Here is a 23,272-nt window from a genome sequence, read left to right as displayed (position 1 = left end):
GGAGTGGTTCGCCCGCAGCCTATCGACCCGCCACCAGGGGATAACGCCCCGGCGCGCCCAACTGTGGCGATCAGTGCGCGGGAGAGGCCTCTTCGGCCTCGCAGGCGGCCCGCGCGGCGGCACAGCGCGGAGTCAGGCGGTTACGGATCGCGAGGCTGATCTCGCCGAGCGCCCGCACCTGCTCGGGCGTGAGCGCGTCGAACAGGGCCTCGCGGACGGCCGTGACGTGCCCCGGCGCGGCGGCCTCGATCGCGGCGAGACCCTCCTTGGTCAGGATCGCGAAGGCGCCCCGCTTGTCGGTGGCGCAGTTGTCCCTGCGGACCCAGCCGTTGTCCTCCAGCCGCGCGACGGCGTGCGAGAGCCTGCTGCGGGAGGAGCGGCAGCGCTCGGCGAGCTCGCTCATGCGCAGCGTGCGGCCGGGCGCCTCGGACAGCACGACCAGGACCTCGTAGTAGGTGCGCGGCATGCCCGAGTCGCGCTGGAGCTGCCCGTCGACGTGGCCCTGCACCATGTCCACGGCTACGAGGAAGTTCCGCCACACGCGTTGTTCCTCGTCGTCGAGCCATCGGGTTCCCGCCATACGGACAATCCTACCCTTAGTTGAGCCCTCAACTAGAGTTGCTAGAGTTCGTTCCGGACATCCCAAGACCTGATCCACCGAGGAGATTCCCATGAGCGCACCCGCGACCGAGATCCCCGGCTACGTCGCCGGCACCTGGAAGATCGACGCCACGCACTCCGACGTGACCTTCACCGTGCGCCACCTCGGCGTGTCGAAGGTCCGCGGCCGCTTCGACCAGGTCGAGACCACGATCGTGACCGCGGAGAACGTGCTCGACTCGACGGTGACCACGACCATCCAGGCCGCGAGCATCGACACCAACAACGAGCAGCGCGACGCGCACGTGCGCGGCGAGGACTTCCTGGACGTCGAGAAGTTCCCGACCATCACCTTCACCTCGACCGGCATCCGCGTCGAGGACGGCGACTTCTTCATCGACGGTGACCTGACCATCCACGGCGTCACCAAGCCCGTCACCCTGAAGGCCGACCTGGGCGGCTTCGGCGACGGCATGGCGCCGGGCAGCAAGGTGCTGGGCATCTCGGCCTCGACCGAGGTCAGCCGCGGCGACTTCGGCGTCGGCGGCTCCATCCCGGGCGCCGTCGTCAGCGACAAGGTCAAGATCGAGCTGGACATCGAGGCCGGCCTGCAGGCCTGAGCCCGTCCGCGAGAAAGCCCCCTCCGTGCGCGGAGGGGGCTTTTCCGTGGTCACTTCCAGGCGTTCGCGAGCAGCGCCCTGGTCTCGCCGAGGAGCTGCGGCAGCACCTTGGTGTGGCCGATCACCGGCATGAAGTTCGCGTCGCCGCCCCAGCGGGGCACGACGTGCTGGTGCAGGTGCGCGGCGATGCCCGCGCCCGCGATCTCGCCCTGGTTCATGCCGATGTTGAACCCGTGCGCCCCCGACACCGAGCGGATCACCGTCATCGCGTGCTGCGTGAACGACGCCAGCTCGGCCGTCTCCTCCGCGGTCAGCTCCGGGTAGTCCGCCACGTGCCGGTACGGCAGCACCATCAGGTGGCCCGGGTTGTACGGGTAGAGGTTCAGCACCGCCCACACGTGCTCGCCACGCGCGACGATCAGCGCCTGCTCGTCGGGCAGGCCGAGCAGGCGGCAGAACGGGCAGCCCTCGGGCTCGTCCCCCTCGGGCTTGTCCTGCCCCTGCACGTACGCCAGCCGGTGCGGCGTCCACAGCCGCTGCAGCGCGTCCGGGACGCCCACCCCGTCCTGGGGCACCAGCTCGGGTTCGCTCACGCGGCCTCCTCAACGGACGCGGCAAGCCGCGACAGCCACACAACCTCGGCCAGCGTGGCGCCCACGGTTCGCTCGCAAGCTTCGCTCACGCCTTGAACACCTCGGCGCTCGGCGAGGTGTTCTCCCGCCGGGCGACCCAGCCCGTGATCGCCTCGACCGCGTCGGCCACCGGGACGCCGTTGATCTGGCTGCCGTCGCGGAACCGGAACGACACCGCACCCGCCTCGACGTCCTTCGCGCCCGCCAGCAGCAGGAACGGCACCTTCTGCGTGGTGTGGGTGCGGATCTTCTTCTGCATCCGGTCGTCACTGGTGTCGACCTCGACGCGGATCCCCTTGGCGCGCAACGCCTTCTCGACACCCCGCAGGTGCTCGACGTGGTCGTCGGCGATCGGGATGCCGACCACCTGCACCGGCGCGAGCCACGCCGGGAACGCGCCCGCGTAGTGCTCGGTCAGCACGCCGAAGAACCGTTCGATCGACCCGAACAACGCGCGGTGGATCATCACCGGCCGCTGCCGCGAACCGTCGGCCGCGGTGTACTCGAGCTTGAACAGCTCCGGCAGGTTGAAGTCCAGCTGGATGGTCGACATCTGCCACGACCGGCCCAGCGCGTCCTTGGCCTGCACCGAGATCTTCGGCCCGTAGAACGCCGCGCCGCCCGGGTCCGGCACCAGCTCCAGCCCGGAGGACTCCGCCGCCGCGCGCAGCACCTCGGTGGCCTGCGCCCACACCTCGTCCGAGCCGACGTACTTCTCGTCGTTGCGGGTGGACAGCTCGAGGTAGAAGTCGTTGAGCCCGTAGTCGCGCAGCAGGTTCAGCACGAAGTCCAGCAGCGACTTCAGCTCGTCGCCCACCTGCTCCTGGGTGCAGAAGATGTGCGCGTCGTCCTGGGTGAAGCCGCGGGCACGGGTCAGGCCGTGGATCACGCCCGACTTCTCGTACCGGTACACGGTGCCGAACTCGAACAGCCGCATCGGCAGGTCCCGGTACGACCGGCCGCGCGAGGCGAAGATCAGGTCGTGGAACGGGCAGTTCATCGGCTTGAGGTAGTAGTCCTGCCCCGGCTTGCGGACCTTGCCGTCCTCGTCGTACTCGGCGTCGAGGTGCATCGGCGGGTACATGCCGTCGCGGTACCAGCCGAGGTGCCCGGAGATCTCGAACAGCGTGCCCTTGGTGATGTGCGGCGAGTAGACGAACTCGTAGCCCGCCTCGACGTGCCGCTGCCGCGAGTAGTTCTCCATCTCCTGCCGGATGATCCCGCCCTTGGGGTGGAACACCGGCAGCCCCGAGCCGATCTCGTCGGGGAAGGAGAACAGGTCCAGCTCGGCGCCCAGCTTGCGGTGGTCGCGCCGCTCGGCCTCGGCGAGCATCTCCAGGTACGCGTCCTGCGCCTCCTGGGACTCCCACGCGGTGCCGTAGATGCGCTGCAGCTGCGGGTTCTTCTCGTTCCCGCGCCAGTACGCGGCGGCCACGCGGGTCAGCTTGAACGCCGGGATGAACTTGGTGGTGGGCACGTGCGGGCCGCGGCACAGGTCGCTCCACACGCGCTCCTTGGTGCGCGGGTCGAGGTTGTCGTAGATGGTCAGCTCGCCAGAAACGCTATTGTCGACCTCCATCACCTCCGAGGTGTCCACTGTGTCCACATCGGACTTGAGGTCGATGAGCTCCAGTTTGAACGGCTCGTCCGCCAGCTCCTCGCGCGCCTGCTCCGGGGAGTCGAAGCGGCGGCGGGAGAACTGCTGCGCCCCCTTGATGATCTGCTTCATGCGCTTCTCCAGCGCCTGCAGGTCCTCCGGGGTGAACGGGGTCTCGACCTGGAAGTCGTAGTAGAACCCGTCCTTGACGGGCGGGCCGATGCCGAGCTTGGCCTCCGGGAACTGCTGCTGCACCGCCTGCGCGAGCACGTGGGCCGCGGAGTGGCGGATGACGCTGCGGCCGTCCTCGGTGTTCGCGGCGACCGGCTCGACCTCGGTGTCGGCCTCGGGGGCCCACGAGAGGTCACGCAGCCGGCCTTCCGGGTCGCGGACGACGACGATGGTCTCCGGCCCCTTGGTCGGCAGCCCCGCCTCCCTGATCGCGGTGCCGGCCGTGGTCCCGGCCGGCACCACCACGCTCGCGGCGGGGGCGGTTGCGGCGGACGACGGCTGGTTCACGATGGGCTCCTTCTGCGGAAGTGACGACCCTTCGATGCTATCCGCCGTCCGCCACCCGGTTTCGGCCAGGCCGGGCAGATCAGACGGCCTCGACGACCTCGTCGTAGTCCAGCCGCGGCAGGCGGTCGAACCACGGGTTCTCCCCCGGCTTGCCGACGTTGACCACGACGAGGGAGTGCCACTTGCGGTCGGCGAAGAACTCCTTGTCGATGCCCTCGGCGTCGAACCCGGTCATCGGGCCCGCGGCGAGGCCGGCGGCACGCACGCCGATGATGAAGTAGCCGACCTGCAGCAGCGAGTTCAGCTTCGCGAACTCGGCGCGGGCCTCCTCGCTGCCCGCGAACATGTCCTTCGCGTCCGGCTTGTGCGGGAAGGTCTTCGGCAGGTTCTCGTGGAAGTCGGTGTCGGCGGCGAGCACGACGGTCACCGGCGCCGCGGCGGTCTTGGCGCGGTTGCCCTCGGCCATGTGCGGCAGCAGGCGCTCCTTGCCCTCGGGGGTGCGGACCACGAGCGCGCGCAGCGGCTGGGTGTTCATCGACGTCGGCGCCCACTTGACGAGGTCGTAGATCGCCTGGATCTGCTCGTCGGAGACCGGCTCGTCGCTGAAGGTGTTCGCCGTGCGGGCTTCGCGGAACAGCAGGTCCTGCACGTCCTGGGGCAGGTGCAGTGCGTCGGCCAGGCTGGCGGTCGAGGTCATGTCTCTCCTTCGGTCGGGAAAGGATCCACCCCGACCAACCTAGTTGAGCGCTTGACTATTTCGCCTCGCCGCTGTGGCCGTGCTCACTCCTACCGGTACACCCGCGCCCAGTCGACCTGCGCGGTCGTCGCGACCGGCGTGCCCGGGTGCTTGCGCACGAAGCTCAGCTGCAGCACCAGGTGCATGGGCGTCTGCGGGATGTACTTCGGGTCGTCGTAGACGCCCCACACCTGCCCGTCCAGGTAAAGGGTGATCTTGTCCGCCTGCCAGTCCACCCCGAAGTTGTGCCACTGGATCAGGTCCACCGGGTTGCTCTTGATGTACGGGCCCTTGAGGTTGCCCGGCCCGTGCAGCCAGCTCTCGGCGAACTGCCGCTCGGGGTTCCACGTCTCGGAGAAGTCGATCTCCCCCGCCTCGGGGAAGTTCAGGTCGTCGGCGCCCCAGAGCAGGAACGTCGGGGCGTAGTTGGCGTCGGCGGGCACCGGCAGCCGCGCCCGCACCTCCCACCGGCCGAAGGTCTGGTCCCCCTTCCAGGACAGCCCGCACGTCGTCCCCGCGTCGTCGGCCCTGCCGGCCAGGGTCAGCACGCCCCCGGACACGGTGCACTGCTTCCTGCTCCAGGTCTCGCCGACCGAGTTGGCGCCGTCGTAGACGTCCCACCGCTTGGTGTCGATCTTGGTGCCGTTGAAGTCGTCGCCCGCGACCAGCTGCCAGCCGTTGAGCACGGCGGCCTCGGTCGACGCGGGCTGCGGCGGGGGCGCTCCCGCGACCCCGGGACTCCCCTGCTCGGCCCGCTCCCCGCTGTCATCGCTGCCGAAGCGTTGCGTCGTGAGGACGAACGCCGCCACCGCGGCGACGATCAGCACGGCACACAGGATCAGGGGAGTAGTCCGTCGCTTCACGGCCGTGAAACCTACCTCACTCTTCTGGGTGATCTGCGGTGGCCGTCACATCACGATCAGTGCGCCGCCCCTGCGCCCTGGCGACCACGAACAACGCCTGCCGCCGCAGCCGCGCGCTGGGCGCCTTCGCCGCGCCGACCAGCCGGTCCCGCTTGCGCACCCGCCACTCCGGCGTGCCCGCGATCTCGCCGGTCAGCCTCCGCTGCTCGGCGTACCCGGTGTCGTCGAGCGCGTCGGACAGCGAACCCCGGCTGATCCGGAAGGCCGCCACCGACTGCCGCATGCCGTAGAAGTCGCCGCGTTCCAGCAGCCGCACCCACAGCGCGAGGTCCATCGGGAACTTCCAGCGCCCGTCGAACCCGCCCACCGCGTCGAAGTCCAGCCTGCGGAACAGCGCCGCCGCCGGTTCCCCCAGCGGGTTGCCCCCGTGGCGGACGACCCGCCGCACCACGTCCTCGCTCGCGTGCCTGCCCAGCAGCCCGCGCAGGCCGCGGTTGCGGCTCATCGGACGGGACTCCTCGTTGACCATCGTGCGCCGCCCGCACACCAGCGCGAGCCCGGGATCCCGCGTGAGCACGGCGTGCTGCCACTCCAGGCAGCGCGGGTGGAGCAGGTCGTCGGCACACAGCAGCTTCACCAGCGGCGCCCGCGACTCGGCGACCGCCCGGTTCCAGTTGTCCGCCACCGGCAGCACGGCGCGGTTGCGCACCACCCGCAGGCGGGGGTCGTCGAACTGGCGGAGGATCTCGGCGGTCCGGTCGGTGCTGGCGTTGTCCACCACGACGAGCTCGAAGTTCCGGAAACTCTGCGCGAGCACGCTGCGGAGGGTCCCCGCCAGGTATCGTTCGGCCTGGTATGCCGGGACACAGACCGAGACTTCGGGATTTTTCACCACACTTTCCCCCTCTGGGCGGAATTTTCGGAAGGCGCCGTCGCCGGCGCTCGCTCAGACTCGGATATGTGAAAGGTTTTGCGTTGGTAGCGACCGTGCTGACCGGTATCGGGTCGTTCCTGCCCCTGGTGGCCGGACCGGACCAGCCCGTGCAGATGATGCTCGGCGTCACGCACGGTCAGCACAGCCTCGGCTCGTGGCTCCCGGAGGAGGACCGCGCCGCCGGGGAGCAGATCCTCAGCTCCGCCCCCATGCTGCAGAACCAGCACATCATGGGCTTCGGCGCGCTCAACCCCGAGCCCGCCCCCGGCGAGTACGACTGGTCCAGTCTGGACAGTCGGATGGACCTGATCGAGCGCACCGGCGGCACCCCGGTGCTGACGCTGTGCTGCGCGCCGGACTGGATGAAAGGCGGGAAAGCGGGCAGCACGGACTGGAACCGGCTGACCGACGCGCCGCTGCCCGCGCACTACGCCGACTTCGCCGAGCTCGCGGCCCGCGTCGCGGAGCGCTACCCGCAGGTGCACTACTTCCAGGTGTGGAACGAGCTCAAGGGGTTCTGGGACACCGCGGGCAACACGTGGGACGCGGAGGGGTTCACCGAGTTCTACAACCAGGTCTACGACGCGGTGAAGAAGGTGCGCCCCGACGCGGAGATCGGCGGGCCGTACGCGGTGCTCACGCTGTTCGCGATGGGCAACACCGGCTCCGCGATCGCGGGCCCCTGCGGGCGCGTCGACGAGCGCGTGCTGTCGTTCTACCGGTACTGGAACACGCACAAGCACGGCGCCGACTTCGTGGCCGTCGACGGCTCCACGCGGACCTGGGACCAGGGGCTGATCACCTCGCCCGGCGCTGCGAGCGCTTTCTACACCGACGCCACCCGCTGGGTCCGCAAGCTGACCGGGCTGCCGGTGTGGTGGGCGGAGTTCTACCCGGACGCGGCCGACAACACGGACGAGGCCAGGGCCGCCGCCACGCTCGACGCGGTCGCGCGGGCCGCCGAGGGCGGCGCCTCCGCGATGCTGCTGTGGCAGCCGCAGGCCGAGGCCGGCCTGCCCTACGGTGCACTGTGGACCGACCCGGCGGACGGCCCGATCTGCCCGACGAGCCTGACGAAGGCGTGGAGCTGGCTGGTGCCGCGGCTGCGGGCGGGCGTCGTCCAGATCGTGCGGGACGTGCCGCAGGCGCTGCTCCGGTTCGTCGACGCGGGGCAGACCCTCACGGTGAACCTGTCGGCCTCCGCGCAGCTGCTCCACCTCGACGGGGTGACCGAAAGCCTCCCGCCGTTCGCCGTCACCCTCGGCTGACGCGCTCATCCCGTCAGGCCCACCACGATCCGCGCGATCGCCCCGGCCACGGTGAACACCGTCAGGCCGACCGCGACGAAGTCGAGCGTCCTGATGCGGGAGGTGCGCGCGCTCGCCGAGTCCGTCGAGCGGCGCCCGACGGCGATCTCCTTCAGCACGGTACGCACCACCAGCACGACCAGCAGCGCCACCCCGCAGACCGCGGTGAGCAGCGTCAGCACGTCCCCCGCGCTCATCCCGTTCCTCCCTCCGCGGGCTGGGGGTTCGGCATGGCCTCGTTGGCCCTGCCCAGGACCAGCGCGCCGTCGTCGTTGAACACGACCCGGTAGAGCCTGCTCGCCTGCAGGCCCTGCAGCAGCTGCTGCTCGTAGCCCGGGGCCGCCGCGTTCAGGATCTCCAGGTACGCGAACTGCGGCCCGGTGAGCACAAGGTAGTCGGGCCCCTTCTCCTGCAGGCACTCGACGGCGGCGGGCACGTGCACGAGGTCGGCGCAGTAGATGTCCGCCTCGGACTGCTCCACCTCGCCGACCCTGGCGAACGCGCTCGGCACGGCGTTGACCAGCGAGTCCACCCGCTGCCCCGGCTGCGCCTGGCCGACCGCCCACGAGGCGGCGGCGAAGTCCTGCCTGCTCATGGACGTGTACGCGTCGTTGCCGCCGCGCGCGACCAGCGTCATGCCTGCCAGCACCGTGAGCGCGAGCCACGGGATCGCGGCGACCGCCATCGTGCGCCGGGGGCGGTTGCGCCAGCGCAGCCGCCGCGCCTCGGTCAGCGCCCGCTCCAGCAGGATCGCGCCGGGCAGCGCCATGATCGGCAGGGCGAACAGGAAGCAGCGCATGAACACCTCGCCGCCGTAGGACTGCACGAGCGCGAGCCCGAACGGCGCGGCGCACAGCGTGGGCAGCAGCCACGACTTCAGGTTGTCCCGGCGCATGGCGAGGATGCCCAGCAACGCCAGCGCGGCGACGTAGCCGCTGGCCGCGATGCGGATGAGCAGCACGACCAGGTGCCCGACGTCGCCGGACAGCCTGCTGAAGATCCCCTGGTCCACGGACGAGCTGACGTCGCCGAGCGGGCTGAGGATCATCTGGATGAGCTGCCCGCTCCAGAAGTCCGTCGCCCCGAGCGAGAACCACACGACGGCGGCGCCGAACACCACGAACGGCAGCCACGCCGGCCACAGCCGCCCGAACAGCAGCAGCAACAGCAGCATCCCGGCCAGCACGAACGGGGTGAGCTGGTGGGTCGGCGCGAGCCCGAGCGCGATCAGCACGACCGCGCCCTGCGCGACGAGCCGCGCCTTGGGGCTCGACCGGGGGGCCAGCCGCACGCGCAGCCGGGCCTTCACCGGTTCGGTGAGCCGCGGCCGCACGAGGTGCCGGAACGTGAGGGTGAGCGCGGCCAGCATCAGCACCATGGCGGTGGCCTGCGGGGAGAAGTAGTCCTGCTCGGTCCAGTTCCCCGCCAGGAACAGCCACGGCGCGAACCACGAGGCCCGCCGGTTGCCCAGCGCCGACACCGCGAGCGCGCGCACGCCGAGCACCATCAGGCCGGCGAACACGACCGGGGCCCAGTTCAGCAGCGGCAGCGCGTTCGGGATCCCGGCGGCCTTGGTGATCATCGCGACCAGCGAGAAGAACCCGGCCCAGGAGAAGCGGGCGTCGTAGCCCTGCAGCACCTCACCGTGGTTCGCGATGTACTCGGCGAAACCGGAGTGCAGCCACGCGGTCGGCAGCCGGGCGATCTCCTCGACGGCGGGCTGCACGCCGTAGACGAACACGACGCCGAGCAGCGTGTAGCCCGACATGAACCACGTGCGCGGCTGGTACCGGAGCAGTTCCAGCACCACCGCGGCGACCAGCAGCGGGTACGCGAGCAGGGTGGGGACCGACAGGTTCGCGATCAGCCCGATCGGCCCGATCGCCGACGGCGGTACCGGGTGCAGGCCCACCACCCAGAGGATCACCGAGACACCGGCGAGCCCCGGCCCGAAGAACGGGTCCGCCAGGATGGCCGGCTTCCCCGGCCCCGGGCCCGGCCGTGGCCGCACCGCGCGTGGCCGGACGGGCATCTCCTCGGGCGGGGTCAGGCTGCCGGTCGACGGGATGTAGCGGGTCTGGTCGCCCGGCGACGGGTAGTGCATCGGCCGGTTCGTGCCCGGGTACCGGCGCACCGGCCGGTCCGGGCGGAACGGCCGCAGGAACCGGGTCGCGACGCTCACGCGCGCGCCTCCCGCAGGCGGCGGCGCAGGTCGAGCAGCACGACGGCGGCCAGCCCGCACTGCCCGGCCAGCAGCCCGATCCCGAACGCCGCGGTCGTCGGCAGCACCAGCGCGAACACGACGGCCAGCGCCGCGGTGAGCGCGTGCAGCACCGCCACGCCCGACCCCCGGCCCTGCCCGAGGTGCACCGCGATCGCGACGAGCACGACCAGGCGGGGCGCCTGCGCCGCGAGCAGCGTCCGCAACAGCCCGGTGCCCGAGGTGTACTCCGGCCCGAAGATCATCAGCGCCACCCCGGCCAGCAGACCGCCGAGCAGCAGGAGCGGCACGAACACCGCGGCCAGCCGCGCCGCCGTGCCGCGCACCAGCTCACGGGCGTGCTCCGGCTCGGCGGACAGGCGCACCACCAGCGGGTTGACGAACATCGTCGCCGCCAGGTCCAGTGCGTTGATCGCGGTCCAGACCACGAAGAACACCGCGTTCGCGTCGGCGCCGAAGCGGTGCAGCATGATCAGCGGGACGAGGTTGTAGAGCACGACGACGCACACCGTCCCCGGGTACGTCGGCCCGAGCAGCCGCACCACCTCACGGCGGTCCGGCAGCACTCCCGGCTCCTCCTGCGGGCGCAGCCGGCGGAACACCAGCGCCGTCACCACGAGCACCGTCAGCACGGTCGGCACCAGCCAGGACAACACGAGCCCGAGCCCGCCCACCAGCGGCGCGAGCACCACCAGCACGACCAGCCTGGCCAGCGCGAACAGCCCGTTCTCGACGGGCACCCAGCGCGCCCTGCCGACCCCGGTGAGCACCGCGTCCTGGAACTGGAACACCGTCCACGCGGTCGCGGCGACCAGGAACAGCCACCAGCCCCCGGTGACGTGCCCGGCGACCTCACCGCCTGCGGGCACGAGGACGAACACGACCGCCCCGACCAGCCCGCCCGCGAGCACCAGCAGGTACGTGCGCTTGAGCAGCACCGGCCGCAGCGCACCCGAGCGCGGCAGCCACCGCAGCACCGCGGGCCCGAGCCCCAGTTCGGCGATGCCGGCGACCAGCAGGATCCCGGAGACGAACGCCGAGGTGTGCCCGACGTCGGCCGCGGGCAGCAGCCAGGCGGCGAGGATCCAGCCCACCATCCCGGCGACCGCGCTGATCGCCGCGCTGGCCGACAGCGCGAGCCCGTCGGCGAGCATGCCCCGTCCGGAGCGCGCGGCATCGAGCGGGGCCTGCGGGCGCGTGCGCAGGCGGGGCCAGCGGGTCACCGGGCACCGGCCTCACGGGGTGGCCTGCTGCGCACGACGTGGTGCGCCAGCAGCGCCGACGTCAGCACCGCCAGCACGACGACCGCCGCCTCCGGGTGCCAGGCGTGGGTGAGCACCAGCATCTGCGCCACCACGAGGGTGAGCGCGAGCGACAGGCCGACCGCGCTGATCCACGTCACCGACACGTGCCGCACGTTGACGTAGGAGATCAGCGCCCAGCCGGGCGCGGTGGTGACGAACACCAGCACCAGCAGCGTGCGCACGGGGGTGGTCAGCCCGGTGACGACGAACAGCACGGTCAGCAGGCAGACGCCGAGCAGGCAATAGGCGGTGATCCGCCGGTTCCTCAGTTGCTCGAGCACCCGCCGCCTCTTCTCTCCTGCCCCTGCCTATGGTTACCGATGGCCCGACCGGGCCCCGAACCGGTACCGCCGCCACGCCTTCGCCAGCGCGACCGGCCCGCTGAGCATGCCGGAGCGCTCGTCGCGGCGCAGCTGGCGCAGCCGCGAGCGCGCGGCGCGGTCGGACAGCGGCAGCTCGGGCGTGCGGGCGGCGAGGCGGGCCGCACCACGCGGGATCCGCCGCAGGATCGAGAACACCCCGATCGGCCGGCGCAGCACGGACAGCAGCAGCATCGCGGTGAGCCCGACGCCGTAGCCGCGCATCTGCTCCCGCAGCTCCAGCCAGTCGGCGCGGTGGGTGTGCCGCGCCACGGCGTGGGGCGTGTAGACGACGGTGCCGTCGGCGCGGGCCAGCCGCACGAACAGGTCGAGGTCCTCCCCCGCCATCGCGGGCGTGCCCGCGCCCAGCAGCGGGTCGTACCCGCCCAGGCTCTCGAACGTCGAACGGCGCCACGTGGTGCAGCTGCCGGGACCGTAACGCGCGAGCGACAGCGGGTACAGCGGGTCCTCGCGCACGGTCTCGCGGTCGAGCCGCTGGCGGCGCACGTGCTGGCTGTACCCCTTAAGCCGCTCGAACAGCACCTCGGCGTCGGTCTCCAGGCTCGCCGGCAGCACCATGGAGGTGACGCAGCCGACCTGCGGGTCGGCGACGAACTCCTCGGCCACGGCGTCGAACCAGCCCGGTTCGACCCTGATGTTCTCGTCGACGAACGCGATGAACTCGCCCTTGCTTTCGCGGGCGCCGGTGTTGCGGGCGACGCTCACGCCCTTGCGCGGCTCCACCAGGTACCGCGCGCCGAGCGCCTCCACCTCCTCGCGCAGCCAGGGTTCGCCGTCGGGCAGGTTGTCCACGACCAGGATCTCCAGCCGCGGGTACCCCGCCGCCAGCGCGGCGCGCACGCTCGCGACCGCCTGCTGCTTGCGGTGCGCCGTCGGGATCACGACGCTGATCAGCGGCCGCTCGAAGTCGGGCTTGGGGGCCGGCGCGGCGGGCGTGCCGAAGCCGAGCAGGTCCAGCCGCACCACCCCGCGGCGCACCGGCAGCAGCACCACGTCTAAGGTCCGGTCCCCGTCCCGCACGAGCACCTGCGCGGCGCGGTAGTGCCCCACCGCGCGGGCGGGCACCGGCAGCTGTGCCGGCATCCGGTTGATGTCCACAGTGGCCACGTGGATGGGCCCGTGCACGAGCTTGGGCGGCGCACCCAGCTTCAGCCGGCGGCGCGACAGCTTCCCGCGCGCGTAACCCGCGGCGGTCGAGCCCACGACCAGGCAGAGCGCGAGCACGCCCAGCGCGCCGGAGCCGCGCCCGCGCAGCAGGCGGCCCAGCTCCCGCAGCAGGGCGGCCGGGATGACCCGGCTGAGGTAGTCCCGTTCCGTCGCCAGCGCCGCGTCGGCGCCGACGGACCGCGAGACCAGCGCCTTCGACACGCCCTCGCCCCAGCCCCGGCGGCGCAGGTAGCCCCACGTGAGCCGGTCGGGGGTGACGCGGTGCCGCACGACGGCCTCCGGGCGGAACAACACGACCGAACCGGGCGAGGCCTGGTGCAGCCGGATGCACAGCTCGGTCTCCTCGCAGCCGAGCGGGGTCCGCCCGACGCGGCCGAGGTCCTCGGTGAACAGCCCGGCGAGCTGGAACGCCTCGCGGCGGAAGGACATGTTGCAGCCCATCAGGTTCCGCACCGGCGTCTCCGAGGTCGGCTGCCCGGTGTAGGTGCAGCCGACGACCCAGTCCAGCTCCCCCGTGCCGTCGCCGCCCGCGGGCAGCAGCGGGCTGCGTTCGCCGTCCGGCCACACCGGCCGCGCGGAGCCGCCGACCGCGAGCACGCGCGGATCCCGGTACCCGGCGAGCAGCTGCTCGAGCCAGTCCGGTTCGGGCACCGCGTCGTCGTCGAGGAACGCGACGACCTCACCCTTGGCCAGCTCGATCGCGGTGTTGCGGGCACCGGACAGGCCGCGCCGCCCCGCGTTGGGCACGACGAGGACGTCGGGGAACTCCGCCGCCGCCCGCCGCTCCAGCTCGGGGTTGTGGTCGACGACGAGGATGATCTCGCCCGGCCGCACGGTCTGCGCCCGCAGCGACGACAGCCCCGCCACCAGGTCGTCCCAGCGGCGCTCGGTGTAGGCGCACAGGACGACGGTCGGCGCGGGTTCGGTGGGACTCATACCGGCTCGCCCACGTTCTCGGTGGCGGGCAGCGGCAACGGGTTGAAGGTGCCGAAGCGGCGGCTGCGGCGCTGCTTGCCGACCCGCTGCCACTCGGCGACGAGCGTGCGCAGCACCCGGCCGCCGTCGCTGAAGGTGCGCAGGTTCGTCTCGCCGTGGATGCGCGCGCGCTCGACGCTGGGCACCTCGGTGATCCACAGCCCCAGTGCGGCGACCCGGCAGTTGATCACGGTCTCGATCTCGAACCCGTCGCCCCAGCGCATCGCGGGCCCGTCGGGGGCGAACACCGGCGGCAGCGCCAGGAGCGGCACCAGGTCCCGCCAGAAGGCGTTGTAGCCGTAGCACAGGTCGGTGAAGGCGCCGCTGAACAGCGTGTTGCTCAGCCGGTTGAGGCCCGAGTTGCCGGCCGCGCGCAGCGCCGTGATGTCGTGGCTGCCGCCGCCGGGCGCGAACCGGCTGCCCTTGGCGAAGTCGGCGCCGCCGACGAGCGCGTCCACGAAGCGGGGGATCTCGGCGGGGTCGGCGGAGCCGTCGGCGTCGAACATGACGATGACGTCGCCGGTGGCCGCGAGGAAGCCGCACGCGAGCGCGTTGCCCTTGCCGCGCCGGGTCTGCTGGATGACCCGCACGCCCGGCCGCACCTCGTGCGCGACGCGGGCGGTGTCGTCGTCGGAGTGCCCGTCGACGACGAGGACCTCGTGCACCTCGGGCAGCTCGGGCAGCACCACACGCAGGTTGGCTGCCTCGTTCTTGGCAGGGACGACGACGGTCACGGCGGGTTCGAGACGGCGTTTCGGGGTGTGCCGGGCGGCCAGGGCGATCGCGTCGCCGAGGTTCTCGTACTCGGGCCGGGGGGCGCCGGTGACGGGACGCGGGGAGTCGATGGTCGTCACGCGCTGGTTTCCTCACGGGCGGGGGTTATCGGGGAAGACATTTTCTCGGACGCCTGGCGGCGGCTCAGGTTCGGCGACGCCGCAGATCATCTCCCAGCAGCTGCCGTTCCCGCTGTTCACGCAGCCATGCCAATCGGGTGAAACGCTGCTCGAACGTGTTGGGTGTGAGCCCGTGGCGGGTGTACGCGTCGGCGAGCTCGCGCGCGCCGTCCGGGACGCTCCACGCCGCGGTGAAGCCCGGCAGCGCCGCGCGGATGCGGGAGAAGTCGACCCGGTAGGAGCGGGGGTCGGGACCCGCTTCCCCGGTGATGACGAGCTTCGCGTCGGGGACCGCCTCGGTCACGGCCTCCGCGATCTGGCGCACCGTGAGGTTGTTGACCTCGGTGCCCACGTTGAACGCCTGGTCGTGCACCGCGTCGACAGGGGCGGAAAGCGCTTCCCGGAACGCGGCGGCGATGTCGAGCGCGTGCACCAGCGGCCGCCACGGCGTGCCGTCGGACAGCACGCGCACCTCTCCGGTGAGCACGGCGTGCCCGACGAGGTTGTTGAGCACGATGTCGGCCCGCAGCCGCGGCGAGAAGCCGAAGGCGGTCGCGTTGCGCAGGTACACGGGGCTGAACCCGGAGTCGGCGAGCTCGTGCAGGTCGTCCTCGACGCGCACCTTCGACTCGGCGTACGGGGTCACCGGCCGCAGCGGGGCGTCCTCGGTGACGAGCTCCTCCCCCGCCGCGCCGTACACCGAGCACGTCGAGGCGTACAGGAACCGGCGGACGCCCGCGTCCTTGGCCAGGCGCGCCAGCCGCACGGAGGCGGCGTGGTTGATGTCGTAGGTCAGCTCGGGCTTGAGCGAGCCCAGCGGGTCGTTGGACAGGGCGGCGAGGTGGATCACCGCGTCGGCCCCGGCGAGCCGGTCGGCGGTCACGTCCCGCAGGTCCACGGGTTCGCCGGGCGGGTCGTCCGGTTCCGGGCCCAGCACGCACTCGGCGAACAGACCCGAGTCCAGCCCGAAGACCTCGTGCCCGGCCTCCCGCAGCACGGGCGCCATCACGGTGCCGAGGTAACCCTGGTGTCCGGTCAGCAGTACCTTCACGCGCTCGCCCCCACGGGTGCCTTCTTCTCCCAGAGCATCCACGGCCGCTCGCCGCTTTCGTACGCGGCGTCCAGCGCGGCCCGTTCCTTGAACGTGTCGGCGGGCTGCCAGAACCCGCGGTACGGGTAGGCCACCAGCCTGCCCTTGCCCGCGAGGGTGCCACAGGCGTCCTCCACGAGGTCGCCGTTTTCGGGAATGTGGTCGAAAATCTCCTGCCGCAGCACGAAGAACCCGGCGTTCTCCCACACCGGCAGGCTCGCCGCGGAGCTGATCGTGCGCACCTTGGTGCCCTCCAGCTCCACGCAGTGGAACGTGGACTGCGGGGGCACGACCATCATCGAGGCACCGGCGTCGGCGGCCCGGAAGTTCGCGATCATCTCGTCCAGCGGGGCGTCGGAGAGCACGTCCGCGTAGTTGGCGAGGAAGATCTCCTCGTCCGCGACGTGCTCACGCACGCGGCGCAGCCGCTCCCCGATCGAAGACTCGGTGCCCGTGTGCACGAAGGTGATCGACCAGTCGCTGATGTCGGTGGAGAGCAGCTCGACCCGGCCGTCGCGCAGCACGAAGTCGTTCGACGCGGTCTCGGTGTAGGTCAGGAAGAAGTCCTTGATGTGCCGGGCGCCGTACCCGAGGCACAGCACGAAGTCCTTGTGCCCGAAATGGGCGTAGTAGCGCATCACGTGCCACAGCAGCGGGCGCGGGCCGACGAGCTGCATCGGCTTGGGCACGTCGTCCGCGGGACCGTTGCGCATGCGCATGCCGTAGCCACCGCAGAACAGCACCACCTTCATGATGTCAGTTCACCTTCTCCTCGGGGGTGACGATCTCCAGTTCCGGGATCGGGAAGACGAGCCTGCCGCCCCACTCGGCGACGTACCGCAGCTGCTCGGTTAGCTCGGCCCGCAGGTTCCACGGCAGCACGAGCACGTAGTCGGGGCGGTCCCGCGCGATCCGCTCCGGCTCGGAGATCGGGATGCGGGTGCCGGGCGTGTAGCGCCCGTGCTTGTAGGGGTTGCGGTCCACTGTGTACGGCAGCAGGTCGGGCCGGATGCCGCAGTGGTTGAGCAGGGTGTTGCCCTTGCCGGGCGCGCCGTAGCCCACGACCCGCTGCCCGCGCCGCTTCGCCTGGATCAGGAACTCCAGCAGCGCGAGGCGGACCTGTTCGACCCGGCCGGCGAAGTCCCGGTAGCCCCGCAGCTCGTGCAGCCCGGCGGCCTCCTCCTCGGCCAGCACGGCGCGCATGCGCTCGCTCGGCCCGCCCGCGACGGCTTCGGGGCGGGCCCACAGCCGGATCGACCCGCCGTGCGTGGGCAGCTTCTCGACGTCGACGACCGCCAGGCCGGCGGTCGCGAGCGCCCGCTGCGCGGTGGCGACCGTGTAGTACTGGAAGTGCTCGTGGTAGATCGTGTCGTACTGGGTCAGCTCGATGAGGCTGAGCAGGTGCTGCACCTCGATCGACAGCCAGCCGTCGTCGGCGACGAGCTCGCGCAGGCCCCGCGTGAAGCCGAGCACGTCGGGGATGTGCGCGTAGACGTTGTTGGCCACCACCAGGTCCGCGGGCCCGTGCTCACGCCGGACCGCCGCGCCGGTCTCCGCGTCGAGGAACGCGGTGAGCGTCGGCACGCCCTTCTCCCGCGCCGCGGCGCCGACGTTGACGGACGGCTCGATGCCCAGGCACCGCAGGCCGCGGTCGACGACGTTGCGCAGCAGGTAGCCGTCGTTGCTGGCGACCTCCACCACGAACGACGAGTCCGTGAGCCCCAGCCGGTCGACCGCCGTGCCGACGAACGCCTCGGCGTGCTTGAGCCACGAGTGGGAAAAGGACGAGAAATAGGCGTATTCGGTGAATGTTTCCGCAGGGTCGATCAACGGCGGCAGCTGCACGAGGAAACAATTCGGGCAAACCCGCAAATGCAGCGGGTGCGTCAATTCGGGGGCGTCCAGCTGCACCCCGGTGAGGAACGACTCACACGGCGGGCTGGCACCCAGGTCGACCACGCTCTCCAGATCCCGTGCCCCGCACAGGCGGCACGACGGCCCCTCGCCCCTCAGCATGGTCGCTGCGCACTCCTCGTCGCTCTCCCCCAGGCTGCGCCCGGACTTTTGTCAACATGACTATAGGTATGTCTGCCGGCAGCGTTACAGGCAACCGGGTGAAGACAGACGACCAATTGGCTGAAAGTTGAAGCTCTGCGTAACCAGCACAGGACCACTGGTCACCCGAATGGCCCCACGTCAGGCCAGGAGCCATTCCGTGTCCTGGGCCTTCAGCTCAGGGAAGGACTCTCTCACCTCGCTCAACAGGTCCGGCACGAACAACACCACGACGTCGGGAAGATCACCCCTCAGGGTGGCCGGCCCGGTGATCGGAATTCTGCACCCCGGCATTCTGCGCCCGTGCTTGCCGGTAGAAATGTCCACAATGGCCGGGAGGAGTTCATGATCGATTCCGGCCCGGTTCAGCAGCGCGATCGTCCGCGAGGCGGCACCGTAGCCGAGCACGCGTTTTCCACCGCGCACCCGCTCCGCCAGCTCCCGCCGCAGCCGCGCGGCACCGTCGGCCGCCGCCCGGCCCAGCCCGGCGACGGTGGCGGCGTCGGTCACCCCCGCGGCCAGCTCGGCCCGTTCGCGGCGTTGGGTCTCCGGGTCCGGCCGGGCGCCGGGCCGCAGCTCCAGCAGCACGGTCCCACCGTAGAGCGGGAACGACCAGCTGCGGTCGGGCGCCAGCCCCGCCGTCCGCGCGAGCGCGGTCATCGCGGGCAGCGAGTAGTACGCGAAATGCCCGTGCCGCAAGGCGTTCCACTGCCCCTGCGCGAGGATCGAGGCGAGCGAGTGGAACTGCGCGACGAGCGCCCCGCCCGGCGCCAGCCGCTCCGCACGCTCCGCCATCGCCTTGTCCTGCACGGGTTCGTGCATCAGCCCGAAGCAGTCGACGACCAGATCCGCCCGCTCCCCCGGCGCCGCCTCGCGCATGCCGGCCGCGCGCAGCAGGGGCAGCCACGAACCGCCGTGCGGGCTGCCGTACTCGGCGACGGTGGCGCCGGGCCGCACCAGCCCGGCCTCGGTGAGCACGCGGACGGCGTCGGCGGCCTGCTCGGTCAACGCCCTCGGCTCCACCCCGGCGGGTTCCTCCGCGGTACCCGGGTCCTCCACGAGCTGCGCGAGCGAACACCGCCCGCACAACCACATCCGCAGCGGGAACACCGGATCGGGGCCGGGATCAGCGGCGGGCGGGAACAGGTCGCACGGTGGCTGCTCGCCGAGGTCGAGTACGACGTCGCCGACGACCGCGCCACAGGCCCGGCAAGATGGCACCAGCTTTCCCCTCACGAGAACTTCCGGAACGACGGACAGGAGCGACTCAGCCGTGCAGGTGAGCGAGACCGAGATCGCGGGAGTCTACTTGTTGCGCCCGCGACCCCACCACGACGAGCGGGGATTCTTCACCAGGACCTTCGACGCCGCGATCGCCAGGGAACACGGGATCGAACTGGGCGAGCGTGCACAGGACTCGCAGTCCCGCTCGCGGCGCGGGGTCGTCCGCGGCCTGCACGGGCGCTCGGGGCGCGGCGAGGCGAAGCTCGTGCGGTGCGCCCACGGGGCGGTGCTCGACACGGTCGTCGACATCCGCCCGGACTCCCCGACCTTCGGGCGGCGCCTCGAATTCCGGCTCGACGACACGGAGTTCGCGCACCTCTACGTCCCGCCGGGCATGCTGCACGGCTTCCAGGCGCTCACCGAGACCGCCGACGTGTGCTACCGGATCGACCGGCCGCACGACCCGTCGGAGGACATCGCGGTGCGTTACGACGACCCGGACCTGGCGATCGCGTGGCCGCTGCCGGTGACCGTCGTCAGCGAGCGCGACGCGCGGGCGCCGTCGTGGCGCGACCTGCTGGTCAGCCTCGGCCGAGCGTGAGCGCGAGCTTTTCCACGTGGAAGCCCTCGGCGTAGCGGGTGTGCTGCTGCACCCCGCGAAGCCGGGCCAGGCCGAGGAAGGCGTCCTCGTCGTACCAGTCCTTGCCGTGCTGCGACGGGTAGTGCTTGGCCAGCAGGTCGGCCTTGCGGCGCGCGATCTCCCCGGTCAGCGGCTGGAAGACCGCGGGCTGCCCGAGATCCCCGTCCCACTTGAGGATCTCGTAGCCGAGCACGAGCTGGTCGCGGAACACCTGCGGGACCAGCTCGGCGACCAGGCGGTGGTCCTGGTGCCGGTCGCCGCGGTGCGGCGCGAACACGAGGTCCGGGGTGACCCGTTCCCGCAGCCCTGCCACCGCCTGCTTGACCTCCAGCCAGTGCGCCGGCATCCGCCCGTCGGGGAAGGACAGCACGGTCAGCTCCACGCGGGCCGGGGCGCAGAAGTCGGCCAGCGCGGCGCGTTCCTCGTCCTCCCGCACGGTGCCCCCGCCGCTGAGCACGAGCGCGTGCACGGTCAGCTCCGGCCGCCCCTCGCACAACGTCAGCAGGCTGCCCCCGGCGCCGATCGCCAGGTCGTCGCAGTGCGCGCCGAGAAGCGCGACGTGCCGGATTTCGGGAGCGGTGAGCGAAAGCACCAGCTGAGATTAGGCAAGCCACGCGGAGCGTGTCCGTTGAGGGTGGTGGTGGGGAAGCGGCTGGCCCTAGTAGGCGCCCCGCCCGCTCACGACGGCCCTCGCCGTCTTCCAGAGGATCACCATGTCCAGCGCCAGCGACCAGTCCTCGACGTACCGCAGGTCCAGCCGCACGCTCTCGTCCCAGCTCAGGTCGCTGCGCCCGCTGACCTGCCACAGCCCGGTGAGCCCCGGCTTGACCAGCAGGCGGCGGCGCGCGGCGCGTTCGTAGCTCACGGTCTCCTCGGGCAGCGGCGGCCGCGGCCCGACGAGCGACATCGAGCCGCCGAGGACGTTGAACAGCTGCGGCAGCTCGTCGAGCGAGTACCGGCGCAGCACCGCTCCCACCCGCGTCACCCGGGGGTCGCGGCGGAGCTTGAACAGCGGGCCCGCACCCTCGTTCGCGGTCAGCAGCTCGTCGCGGATCCGGTCCGCGCCGACGACCATGGTGCGAAACTTGATCATCATGAAGGTGCGCCCGTCCCGGCCGACGCGGCGCTGCCGGTAGAACACCGGGCCCCGGTCGTTGAGCTTGATCAGCACCGCGATCAGCAGCAGGACCGGCGAGATCAGCAGCAGCCCCGCGACGGCCGTGGCGCGGTCGAAGATCTCCTTCACCACGCGGCGGACGCCGGTGAAGGCGGGGGCGCTGACCCGCAGCAGCGGCATGCCCAGCACCCCGGACACGTTGAGCCGCGGCCCCGCGACCTCCATCAGCACCGGCGCGACGACGAGCTCGGCCCCCGTGCCTTCGAGGTCCCACGCGAGCCGCTGCAGCCGCTTCGGCGTCCAGTACGGGTCGGAGGTCACGGCCACCACGCGGTAGCCCCCGCGGCACACCTGCTCGGCGACCTCGTCCAGCCGCCCCGCGACGGCCACCCCGCCGACCTCACCCGTGCCGCTGTCGGTGCACACCGCCTCGACGCGCCAGCCGACGTGCGCGCCGGCGCGGGTGCGCTCGATCAGGTCCCGCACGCTGCCCGGGGCACCGGCCGCGAGCACCGGCAGCATGCACGTGCCGTGGACGTGGCGGGCGTGGTGCAGCACCTGGCGCAGGGTGTACCGCTGGACCATCGTCACGAGCCCGACCAGCGGCACGACCGCGAACACCCACGGCTGCACGTCCAGCGCGCCGAACAGCAGCCCGGCGAGCGCCACGACGACGCCCGCCATGAGCAGGGCGCGGCCGAGCCTGCGGAACTCCTCGGCCCCCTCGCCGAGCACGTGCCTGCTCCACGCGCGGTTGAACGGCAGCGCGCACAGGACCGCGGCGGTGGTGCCCGACGCGTGCAGCAGGTACGGCCGTCCGGTGAGCTCGACCAGCACCAGCACGGCGGAAGCGATCACCACCAGCGTCGCGACGACGTCCCCGCCGATCACGAAGGCGGAGTACCGGCGCTCCCAGGACGTGCCGGCCGCGCGCGGCCGTGCGTCCTCCGCCGTCCCGGCGGCGGACGCGGGTGGCAACCGCAGCCGGGCCACCCCTCGGGCACCCGGAACCCGCTTGCCCACCGGCTCTTCCATCCGACCTCCCGCCATCCGGCAGCGGGGACCGCACCGCGTCCCGCTCGTCCCCGAATTAGTCACGCTCAGTAACCAGATTGCCTGTGACGTTCCGCTTCCCGGCGTTCCATCAGCCCGGGAGTCGGCGGTGATCGGGCACGCGTTACAGCGTCAACCCCAGCAAGATCCGGCTTCTCACCCAACGGTCGTCCCCGCACCCCGCCGTTCGGCGCAGCCGTTACCCACCGGCGAACAATCACGCAAGGTAGCCGGTAAATCCACCACGATCCGGTGAGTGCCGGTAGCTGAAACCACCGTTTCGATTTAACCCGAATGGAGCATTGTGTCGCGCACGCGCGGCAACGACGATGGAACCCGTCAGCGAGAGCTGGTCGTGAATAGGAAAACCGCCGGGTGCGTGCGCTTCTTCAGCCATTGACCAGCGCAGCCGGCCGGAACCCCGGCGCGAGTATCCGCCCTCCCCGAGCGCCGGGGTTCCTCCCTGCTCAGGGGTGTTCAGGCAGCGCCGTTGCTGCGGGCGCGGGGTCGCGAGATGATCCGCGTCGCGACGTCCTGCAAAGCCTTGGCGGCCCGGCCCACGTCCTTCGCGGGGAAGCGCGCGGCGGGAGCGCTCAGGCTGATCGCGGCGGGCACGCTGGTGCCCAGCAGCGGCACGGCCACGCAGCGGCCGTCGGCCTCGTTCTCCAGGTTGTCCACCGCGTAGCCGAGGCTGCGGACGGTTTCCAGCTCGGTGAGGTAGTCCTCCACCGAGGTGATGGTGTTGGCCGAGCGGCGGGGCATGCCCGAGCGGGCGAGGATGTCCCGCACCCGCTCCTCGGACAGGTGGGCGGCGATCGCCTTGCCCAGTGCCGTGGCGTGCAACGGGTCCCGGTCGCCCCGGGACGCGGCGAGCCGCACGCCGCGGCGGCTTTCGATGATGTCGACGTAGATGATGCGGTCGCTGTCGAGCACACCCAGGTTCGCGGTCTCGCCGAACTCGTCACGCAGCTTCTCCAGCCACGGGCGCGCGACCTCGCGCAGCAGTTCGAGGTGGCGGGACTGCATCCCGAGGAAGCCCAGGCCCAGCCGGCACAGGCCGGTCTCCTCGTCCCGTTCGACGTAGCGGTGGGCCTCCAGCGTCCACAGGTAGCGGTAGGCCGAGGACTTGGGCATCCCGGTGGCTTCGACGACCGTGTTCAGGCTGATACCGTCGACGGACTGCTGCAGCAGGTCGAGGATCGCGCAGACGCGGTCCACGGCACGCAGCGAGTAGTCGCGATCTTCGGCGAGGGGCCCGTCGCCGGCGCCTTCTTCGGGATCGAGGTTGGGGTCGGCCGACAAGACTCACACACCTCGTTTCAGTGGGCAGAGTAAGCGTTTCGAA

22 protein-coding genes are annotated in these 23,272 nt (G+C 71.6%); 3 read left to right on the top strand and 19 right to left on the bottom strand.

From position 1 onward, the window contains the following. Positions 1 to 70 precede the first annotated feature (70 nt). Positions 71 to 580, bottom strand: a complete 510-nt coding sequence (locus BMZ92_RS29640; protein WP_091514255.1) for a MarR family winged helix-turn-helix transcriptional regulator — start codon at positions 578 to 580, stop codon at positions 71 to 73. 91 nt (positions 581 to 671) lie between these two features. On the opposite strand from BMZ92_RS29640, the gene BMZ92_RS29635 reads away from it, so the two are divergent. After that, a complete protein-coding gene (locus tag BMZ92_RS29635; protein WP_091514253.1) occupies positions 672 to 1,220 on the top strand; it encodes a YceI family protein in 549 nt (182 codons plus the stop codon). 50 nt (positions 1,221 to 1,270) lie between these two features. Here BMZ92_RS29635 and BMZ92_RS29630 read toward each other — a convergent pair whose 3' ends face one another. From BMZ92_RS29630 to BMZ92_RS29610, 5 genes are all read right to left on the bottom strand, one after another. Next, complete coding sequence (locus tag BMZ92_RS29630; RefSeq protein ID WP_091514251.1) at positions 1,271 to 1,813, bottom strand: HIT family protein; 543 nt, start codon at positions 1,811 to 1,813, stop codon at positions 1,271 to 1,273. 85 nt (positions 1,814 to 1,898) lie between these two features. Beyond that, complete coding sequence (thrS, locus tag BMZ92_RS29625) at positions 1,899 to 3,968, bottom strand: threonine--tRNA ligase (RefSeq protein WP_091514249.1); 2,070 nt, start codon at positions 3,966 to 3,968, stop codon at positions 1,899 to 1,901. Positions 3,969 to 4,047: 79 nt separating this feature from the next. After that, positions 4,048 to 4,665 carry a malonic semialdehyde reductase gene (locus tag BMZ92_RS29620; protein WP_091514246.1) on the bottom strand — a complete coding sequence of 206 codons (618 nt, stop codon included), beginning with the start codon at positions 4,663 to 4,665 and terminating at the stop codon, positions 4,048 to 4,050. Positions 4,666 to 4,754: 89 nt separating this feature from the next. Beyond that, positions 4,755 to 5,567: a glycoside hydrolase family 16 protein gene (locus BMZ92_RS29615; protein WP_245783330.1), complete on the bottom strand. Its 813-nt coding sequence runs from the start codon at positions 5,565 to 5,567 to the stop codon at positions 4,755 to 4,757. Between the two features lie 16 nt (positions 5,568 to 5,583). Then, complete coding sequence (locus BMZ92_RS29610; protein ID WP_091514244.1) at positions 5,584 to 6,459, bottom strand: glycosyltransferase family 2 protein; 876 nt, start codon at positions 6,457 to 6,459, stop codon at positions 5,584 to 5,586. Between the two features lie 83 nt (positions 6,460 to 6,542). On the opposite strand from BMZ92_RS29610, the gene BMZ92_RS29605 reads away from it, so the two are divergent. Beyond that, positions 6,543 to 7,769, top strand: coding sequence for a glycoside hydrolase family protein (locus BMZ92_RS29605; RefSeq protein WP_245783329.1), 1,227 nt, complete (start codon positions 6,543 to 6,545; stop codon positions 7,767 to 7,769). A 5-nt stretch (positions 7,770 to 7,774) separates the two neighbouring features. Here BMZ92_RS29605 and BMZ92_RS29600 read toward each other — a convergent pair whose 3' ends face one another. The 10 genes from BMZ92_RS29600 to BMZ92_RS29555 form a co-directional block, all read right to left on the bottom strand. Then, on the bottom strand, positions 7,775 to 8,005 hold the full coding sequence (locus BMZ92_RS29600; RefSeq protein ID WP_091514239.1) for a hypothetical protein: 231 nt from the start codon (positions 8,003 to 8,005) through the stop codon (positions 7,775 to 7,777). After that, positions 8,002 to 9,990, bottom strand: a complete 1,989-nt coding sequence (locus BMZ92_RS29595; RefSeq protein ID WP_091514238.1) for a hypothetical protein — start codon at positions 9,988 to 9,990, stop codon at positions 8,002 to 8,004. The genes BMZ92_RS29600 and BMZ92_RS29595 overlap by 4 nt, the downstream gene beginning before the upstream one ends. Continuing rightward, positions 9,987 to 11,252, bottom strand: a complete 1,266-nt coding sequence (locus BMZ92_RS29590; protein ID WP_245783328.1) for a lipopolysaccharide biosynthesis protein — start codon at positions 11,250 to 11,252, stop codon at positions 9,987 to 9,989. The genes BMZ92_RS29595 and BMZ92_RS29590 overlap by 4 nt, the downstream gene beginning before the upstream one ends. After that, positions 11,249 to 11,614: a hypothetical protein gene (locus tag BMZ92_RS29585; RefSeq protein WP_091514234.1), complete on the bottom strand. Its 366-nt coding sequence runs from the start codon at positions 11,612 to 11,614 to the stop codon at positions 11,249 to 11,251. The genes BMZ92_RS29590 and BMZ92_RS29585 overlap by 4 nt, the downstream gene beginning before the upstream one ends. A 33-nt stretch (positions 11,615 to 11,647) precedes the next feature. Continuing rightward, a complete protein-coding gene (locus BMZ92_RS29580) occupies positions 11,648 to 13,816 on the bottom strand; it encodes a glycosyltransferase (protein ID WP_091514231.1) in 2,169 nt (722 codons plus the stop codon). Beyond that, entirely contained in the window at positions 13,813 to 14,709 is an 897-nt protein-coding gene (locus tag BMZ92_RS29575) for a glycosyltransferase family 2 protein (protein ID WP_091514229.1), read from the bottom strand. The genes BMZ92_RS29580 and BMZ92_RS29575 overlap by 4 nt, the downstream gene beginning before the upstream one ends. A 64-nt stretch (positions 14,710 to 14,773) precedes the next feature. Then, positions 14,774 to 15,799 carry an NAD-dependent epimerase/dehydratase family protein gene (locus tag BMZ92_RS29570; RefSeq protein ID WP_091514226.1) on the bottom strand — a complete coding sequence of 342 codons (1,026 nt, stop codon included), beginning with the start codon at positions 15,797 to 15,799 and terminating at the stop codon, positions 14,774 to 14,776. After that, positions 15,796 to 16,590 carry a glycosyltransferase family protein gene (locus BMZ92_RS29565; protein WP_091514225.1) on the bottom strand — a complete coding sequence of 265 codons (795 nt, stop codon included), beginning with the start codon at positions 16,588 to 16,590 and terminating at the stop codon, positions 15,796 to 15,798. The genes BMZ92_RS29570 and BMZ92_RS29565 overlap by 4 nt, the downstream gene beginning before the upstream one ends. Before the next feature lie 4 nt (positions 16,591 to 16,594). Further along, entirely contained in the window at positions 16,595 to 17,854 is a 1,260-nt protein-coding gene (locus BMZ92_RS29560) for a class I SAM-dependent methyltransferase (RefSeq protein WP_091514222.1), read from the bottom strand. 180 nt (positions 17,855 to 18,034) lie between these two features. After that, positions 18,035 to 19,129, bottom strand: a complete 1,095-nt coding sequence (locus BMZ92_RS29555) for a class I SAM-dependent methyltransferase (RefSeq protein ID WP_245783327.1) — start codon at positions 19,127 to 19,129, stop codon at positions 18,035 to 18,037. Between the two features lie 37 nt (positions 19,130 to 19,166). Here BMZ92_RS29555 and BMZ92_RS29550 point away from each other — a divergent pair, with 37 nt between their 5' ends. After that, positions 19,167 to 19,718 (top strand): dTDP-4-dehydrorhamnose 3,5-epimerase family protein, encoded by a 552-nt coding sequence (locus tag BMZ92_RS29550; protein ID WP_091514219.1) that lies wholly within the window; start codon positions 19,167 to 19,169, stop codon positions 19,716 to 19,718. Here BMZ92_RS29550 and BMZ92_RS29545 read toward each other — a convergent pair. The 3 genes from BMZ92_RS29545 to BMZ92_RS29535 form a co-directional block, all read right to left on the bottom strand. After that, on the bottom strand, positions 19,699 to 20,349 hold the full coding sequence (locus BMZ92_RS29545; RefSeq protein ID WP_177228925.1) for a PIG-L deacetylase family protein: 651 nt from the start codon (positions 20,347 to 20,349) through the stop codon (positions 19,699 to 19,701). The genes BMZ92_RS29550 and BMZ92_RS29545 overlap by 20 nt on opposite strands. Before the next feature lie 66 nt (positions 20,350 to 20,415). Continuing rightward, on the bottom strand, positions 20,416 to 21,909 hold the full coding sequence (locus tag BMZ92_RS29540; protein WP_218153573.1) for a sugar transferase: 1,494 nt from the start codon (positions 21,907 to 21,909) through the stop codon (positions 20,416 to 20,418). Between the two features lie 495 nt (positions 21,910 to 22,404). Continuing rightward, entirely contained in the window at positions 22,405 to 23,229 is an 825-nt protein-coding gene (locus BMZ92_RS29535; RefSeq protein ID WP_177228924.1) for an IclR family transcriptional regulator, read from the bottom strand. Positions 23,230 to 23,272: the final 43 nt, after the last annotated feature.

It is taken from the genome of Amycolatopsis sacchari, from assembly GCF_900114035.1.
Taxonomy (GTDB): Bacteria; Actinomycetota; Actinomycetes; order Mycobacteriales; family Pseudonocardiaceae; genus Amycolatopsis_E; species Amycolatopsis_E sacchari.
Note: the sequence above shows the minus strand (reverse complement) of the source record. Positions and strands in the feature narration are given on the sequence as shown.